This window comes from Acetobacter lambici, from assembly GCF_011516885.1.
Classification (GTDB): domain Bacteria; phylum Pseudomonadota; class Alphaproteobacteria; order Acetobacterales; family Acetobacteraceae; genus Acetobacter; species Acetobacter lambici.
The window spans coordinates 1-5,676 of the sequence record NZ_WOTD01000080.1 but is presented as its reverse complement, the minus strand read 5'-3'; the positions used below and the strand labels follow the sequence as shown (position 1 = coordinate 5,676).

Here is a 5,676-nt window from a genome sequence, read left to right as displayed (position 1 = left end):
TCAAGCAGTTTCGCGCTATCGCAACCCGTTACGACAAGCTGAAATCCACCTTCCTCGCAGCCGTGCAGTTCGCTTCAATCATTATCCTGCTTAACTGACGACACGCCGTAGCACTTCCTGAAAACCGGTCTGATGGAGACTCATTTTACGCGCACCAATTGTAGCGGGCACGGCAGAGCCTTCCACATGATGCAAGGTGGCGGGGGGAAGACCAAAATCTATGGCGTCCACAATAATCAGGGTTTCAAGGTCCTCCAGCACGGGCAGCAGATACAGGCCCTGCGTGCCACCATCCATGACCTCCACATCCGGACCAAAGCTGTAGCGGGCAGCAAGGTATTCAACAGCCCGAACACCAAACCCCTCATCCGCCCACAGAATATTGCCGATGCCCAGCACCAGAATTTTCCGCTCACTGCCATATAGAACCGCGTCTAACGCCACGTGTGCCGCCTCCTGTTCCCCATTCAGGGAACCGTGGCCCCACCCAAGGCAGGCCCACGCTTTCCCTGCCATTCAATAAAAGCAAGAAACATGCCAACTTCCAGAATGGCAGATGCGCGACCGGCCAAATGCAAAAATCCCGCCAACACGTAAATGTGATGACGGGATTTTATGGACTCTTACTTTCCAGAACGAGCAGCTACATGGTCATAGACCTATCACTTTGGTCGATCATCCCGGTAAGACCGATACCCATTGGTCATTGCTGACAGCAGCGTCTGGCGGGACATAATATCCTCCCGCGTGACGGTATAAATATGGATCATCACAAACAGGATGATCACCCACATCCCCCAATGGTGGAGGAAGTGCGTGCCCAGATCACCCCCAAGCCAGGGCATAACCCAACCAAATACTCTGCCCTCCCAGCTATCCATGCCTGTTCCTTCGGAATACAGCGCAAACCCGCTGATGATCATGAACAGGCCGGTCAGGGTAAAGCAGAAAAACAGGGCCGTGCGGGCAAGCGCATTATGCCCGATTGTTTTTTCACCCTGTTTTTTAATAAAGGCATAGACCAGTATTTCGTCCAGCAGGCCTTTCCAGTAGTCCTTGCGCCAGATGGGAATATAAAACAGCTCGCGCGTATAGATATTCCCCATAAAGGTCCACACGATACGCCCGGCAAAGCCCACGGCAAAAATCCATGCCGCAGCAAAATGCAGGTACCGGATCCAGCCCATGAGAAAATGGTTACTCGGCTCCCCCGAAAGCGTAGGCAACGGCGTGCCAATAAAATACTCGGTAATAGCCAGCACAACAATGGACGCCGCCGTAACCCAGTGCCAGAGCCTTACGGGAGCCTCATACACGTAAATCGTGGTGAGCTTGCGCGCGCGCAGTGCCCGCGCGTTCTGCCCCTGCAGGTTTGTGCCCTGCAGGTCCTCATCGGTCAGGACGTTCGATTTGGATGGAACCATCGGGCTATCCCCCTTAGCGCACGGTTACGCGGGCGAGTTCATCCCCATCGGGGGCCATGACATGTGTGGCGCAGGCCATGCAGGGGTCAAACGAATGCAGGGTGCGCAGGATTTCCACCGGCTGTTCAGGGTTAGCCATAGACGTTCCCAGAAGTGATGCCTCGAACGCACCAATATTGCCCTTGGCGTCCCGTGGGCCTGCGTTCCATGTGCTGGGCACCACGCACTGGTAGTTTTCTATCCGGCCATCCTTGATTTTGATCCAATGGCCAAGCCCACCACGGGGTGCGGCCACAAGACCAACCCCCTTGGCCTCCTTGGGCCATGTTGCCGGATCCCAGCGCGACATATTGGCTGTTGCCAGATCCCCATTGCGGATGTTGGTGATCAGGGCATCATAATCATCCAGCAACTGCTGGGCGCAATAATGCCCTTCCAACGCGCGGGTGAGCGTACGCCCGATTGTGGTGGGCAGCGCCTGTTGTGGCGTAAAGCTGGTGCCAGCCAGAGCGTTAAAGCGGCCCAGAGCATCGTCCACCTGCGCTTTAACGTAAGGCACACCCTTGGAATACGCCAGAATATAGCGCGCCAAAGGCCCGACCTCGCACGCATTGCCACGCCAGCGCGGGGCCTTGACCCACGAATATTTGGCGTTTTCGTCCACGGCTTCAATATTAGTGCGTGTGCCCTTGGCCCCACTGCCCAAAGCATAGTGCGGATCGGTCACACCATCCCACGGATGCAGACCGACATCCTCGCGCCCCTGCCCGTAGCTATACCAGCTATGGGTTACAAATTCCTGCACCTGCTCGGGGTCACGGGCATCAATCGGGTGGATTTCGTTCCAGTTACCATTCAGGATCACGCCACCGGGCAGGCGGTCGGTGGATTTATCACCCTGTATGGTTGGGTAGTCGCCGTAATCCATAAGATTATGGTTTGCCAGACCACCACCATAGAGCCAGTTCTTATAATAACTGGCGATGGCGATAACATCGGGCACATAAACATTTTGCGAAAACTCGTAGGCTTCATCCAGCTTTTGCTTGATGAAGTTCAGACGATCCATGTTCAGTGGAGCGCCAGCCGCCATGTCCCCATCAATATTGATGGCGCAGGGCACACCCCCCACCATGTAGTTGGGGTGCGGGTTTTTGCCACCCAGAATGGTGTGGATTTTTACAATTTCTTTTTGGAAATCAAGCGCTTCCAGATAATGGGTTACAGCCATCAGGTCGGCTTCGGGCGGGAGCAGATAGGCTTTGCTATCCCAGTACCCGTTTTTGAAAATACCGAGTTGTCCGCTTTCAACAAACTTTTTCAGCCTGTTCTGCACGTCACGGAAATAGCCGGGGGAAGACTTGGCGTGGTTGGGAGAAACAGATTGTTGCAACATGGACGTCGCACGCGGGTCTGCCCTTAGGGCGTTGACCGGATTAACCCAGTCCAGCGCGTGCAGGTGGTAAAAATGCACCACATGGTCATGCCATGCCAGCACCTTGGCCATGATCTGGCGAATCAGAAACGCATTGGTGGGAATACGGATATCCAGCGCATCTTCCACCGCGCGCACGGAGGCAAGCGCATGACAGCCGGTGCACACACCGCAGATCCGCTCCACAAAGGCCCATGCATCCCGCGGGTCACGCCCACGCAGAATAACTTCCAACCCGCGCCACATTGTGCCGGTGGATACGGCATTGCGGATGATGTTCTGCTCATCCACATTCACCTCAACACGCATGTGCCCTTCAATACGGGTCAGCGGGTCCACCACAATGCGCTTTCCACCGTTATCAAGCGCAAAACCGTTTGGTGTCTGGAGCGTGGTCATTGGGCGTCATCCCCTTTGTATCGTGCGCGGCTGAGCGCGCTTATGGCGGCATGGGCGGCAAGGCCCGCACCTACGGCTCCGGCGGCAACCATGCCAACCTTGTCGGCACTGGCTTCAACACCAAAACCGCCTACATTCTGGAGCCTTGCGTACCATGACCCCTTGTCCCAGAACCCATCTTCGGAACAGCCAATGCAACCGTGACCCGACTGGATGGGGAAGGACACGCCATCATTCCACCGCACGATGGAACATGCGTTATAGGTCGTTGGGCCTTTGCAACCGACCTTGTACAGGCAGTACCCCTTGCGCGCGCCTTCATCATCAAAGCTTTCCACATACTGGCCCGCGTCAAAGTGGGGGCGGCGGTAGCATTTGTCGTGAATCCGCTGGGAGTAGAACATTTTGGGCCGCCCCTGCCGGTCAAGCTCGGGCAGGCGGTCAAAGGTCAGCATGTAGGTAATAACGCCGGTCATGACCTCGGCAATGGGCGGGCAACCCGGCACCTTGATAATGGGCTTGTCCAGAATAACCTTGTGCACGGGCGTTGCCTGCGTAGGGTTGGGACGTGCGGCCTGCACACACCCGTAAGAGGCGCATGACCCCCACGAGATAATGGCCTTGGCCCCGCTGGCTACTTTTTTAAGCTGTTCCACAAACGGCTTGCCGCCGATAATGCAGTACATGCCATCTTCATTAAGGGGTGGGTTCCCTTCCACGGCCAGAATGTAGTTGCCGTGGTATTTTTCCATCACCTCGTCCAGAATGGCTTCGGCCTGATGCCCGGCAGACGCCATGAGTGTGTCGTCATAATCAAGCGAGATCATGGACAGAACCACATCCTTGACCAACGGATGGGCAGAACGAATAAAACTTTCCGAGCAGCAGGTGCATTCCAGCCCGTGCAGCCACAAAACAGGCAGACGGGGTTTGGTTTCCATCGCACTGGCGATCTGGGGCACAAATTCCGGCCCCAGACCAAGGGCCGCAGCGGTAAGCGAACAGTATTTGATGAACGACCGACGGGTAATGCCCTGCCGTCGCATCACTTCATAAAACGTTTCAAGACCAGCCATCAATGAAGACGTCCTCCTCAGGCGGCGAACCGGAACAGGTCCGCAATTACCCTCAAGGAGAAAGCAAGAAATGTGCCACGCCCGAAAAAGGCCAGACTAACCCGGTCCCAACGCCCAGATGGACACAGTCTGGCCGCCACAATTGGCTGCCAGCTTTCCACTTTATACCCGGTGTATTGAAAAAATCAGGTGCACCTGTGCCTGTATGCCGCCACTGCGGCCTGCCCGAGAGCCAGCCCGCCGTCGCCTGCGGGCACTTGCGCTGGCATAAGCACCTTCAGCCCAGCCCCCTGCAAAAGCGGGATGAGCATGCTCACAAGCACCCCATTGTGCATAACCCCGCCAGACAGCGCCACCGTGCCCAGCCCCGTGCGCACGGCTAGTTTGCGCATGGCGGTGGCCAATGCATGCGCAAGCCCGGCATGGAATGCATGGGCCAGTTCGGCTCCGGTGCACCCGCCTTCCAAGCGTTGCAGGGCCGCACGCCACATGGGAGCCGGGTCCATTTCCAGCAGGTCACCGGTCATACGCAGGTCAAATACCAGTGGGGCCGATATACCCTCCGCCTGTTCGGCCAGAGCCTCCAGCCGCATAGCGGCCTCTCCCTCATAACTCAGTCTGGCAGGCGCACAGCCAGTCAGGGCGGCCATGGCGTCAAACAGGCGTCCGGCTGAACTGGTCAGGGGGGCATTCAGACCCTTGCGGACCATGGCCCGTATCGTGTCCACCGGTTTTTCGTGTAACGCGCGCACTACTGCCTGCGCTTGATCGGTGGCCTCCGCCCCCAATGCGCGGTCCATGTGCGCCAGTAACATGCGCCATGGCTCGCGCGCTGCTTTTTCACCCCCTGGCATGGGAACAGTGCTCAGGTGACCCATGCGGGTCATGTGTGCATAATCACACACCAGCATTTCGCACCCCCATAAGGTGCCATCTGGCCCATAGCCCGTGCCGTCGAGCGCCAGCCCCAGAACAGCCCCCTGCTCCCACCCGTTTTCGGCCATGGTGGCGGCAATATGCGCGTGATGGTGCCAGACTGTTTCCAGCAGCCAGCCATGATCGCCTGCCAGTTTTTGGGTTCTTCCGCACTTTTCGTGATGATGTTTTTTGATTATGCGGGCTGAAGGACACGCGCCCTGAGGAGTTCGAAGCCTGCTCTTCCGAACATGGTTCGCTTGATCATTTTCAGTCGGCTGATCTGTCCTTCAACCGGGCTGGTTGTCCAAGGTGTGACAAGAGACGCTTCAATGGCAGCCGCATCCCGTTCAAGCGCGGGAATCAGACGTGACAGCAGCGTCGTCTTTCCTTCTTCCAGCAGAGCCTTCAGATCGCCTCCCGTGCA

General features: G+C 57.0%; 5 protein-coding genes and 2 pseudogenes. 1 reads left to right on the top strand and 6 read right to left on the bottom strand.

Translation table 11 applies throughout. The features are described 5' to 3' along the window. A pseudogene (locus GOB86_RS14560) lies at positions 1-98 on the top strand (IS5/IS1182 family transposase); the annotation flags it as partial. Here GOB86_RS14560 and GOB86_RS14555 read toward each other — a convergent pair. The 6 genes and pseudogenes from GOB86_RS14555 to GOB86_RS14530 all read right to left on the bottom strand — a co-directional run. Further along, positions 91-444, bottom strand: coding sequence for a HyaD/HybD family hydrogenase maturation endopeptidase (locus GOB86_RS14555; RefSeq protein WP_253544534.1), 354 nt, complete (start codon positions 442-444; stop codon positions 91-93). The pseudogene GOB86_RS14560 and the gene GOB86_RS14555 sit on opposite strands and share 8 nt — an antisense overlap. A 218-nt stretch (positions 445-662) precedes the next feature. Continuing rightward, the gene (cybH, locus tag GOB86_RS14550) at positions 663-1,424 is read right to left on the bottom strand and encodes a Ni/Fe-hydrogenase, b-type cytochrome subunit (RefSeq protein WP_165993344.1); all 762 of its coding nucleotides are present in this window, start codon (positions 1,422-1,424) and stop codon (positions 663-665) included. A gap of 13 nt (positions 1,425-1,437) precedes the next feature. Then, positions 1,438-3,258 carry a nickel-dependent hydrogenase large subunit gene (locus GOB86_RS14545; RefSeq protein ID WP_165993342.1) on the bottom strand — a complete coding sequence of 607 codons (1,821 nt, stop codon included), beginning with the start codon at positions 3,256-3,258 and terminating at the stop codon, positions 1,438-1,440. Beyond that, the gene (locus GOB86_RS14540; RefSeq protein WP_165993340.1) at positions 3,255-4,334 is read right to left on the bottom strand and encodes a hydrogenase small subunit; all 1,080 of its coding nucleotides are present in this window, start codon (positions 4,332-4,334) and stop codon (positions 3,255-3,257) included. Before GOB86_RS14540 ends, GOB86_RS14545 begins: the two co-directional genes overlap by 4 nt. Positions 4,335-4,519: 185 nt before the next feature. Continuing rightward, a complete protein-coding gene (locus GOB86_RS14535; RefSeq protein WP_165993338.1) occupies positions 4,520-5,338 on the bottom strand; it encodes a Kae1-like domain-containing protein in 819 nt (272 codons plus the stop codon). 107 nt (positions 5,339-5,445) lie between these two features. Further along, a pseudogene (locus tag GOB86_RS14530) lies at positions 5,446-5,676 on the bottom strand (ISL3 family transposase); the annotation flags it as partial.

Coding starts and splice junctions, on each gene's coding strand:
- cybH (WP_165993344.1), bottom strand. CDS start 1,424: ATGGTTCCATCCAAATCGAACGTCCTGACCGATGAGGACCTGCAGGGC.
- GOB86_RS14535 (WP_165993338.1), bottom strand. CDS start 5,338: ATGGCCGAAAACGGGTGGGAGCAGGGGGCTGTTCTGGGGCTGGCGCTC.
- GOB86_RS14545 (WP_165993342.1), bottom strand. CDS start 3,258: ATGACCACGCTCCAGACACCAAACGGTTTTGCGCTTGATAACGGTGGA.
- GOB86_RS14540 (WP_165993340.1), bottom strand. CDS start 4,334: ATGGCTGGTCTTGAAACGTTTTATGAAGTGATGCGACGGCAGGGCATT.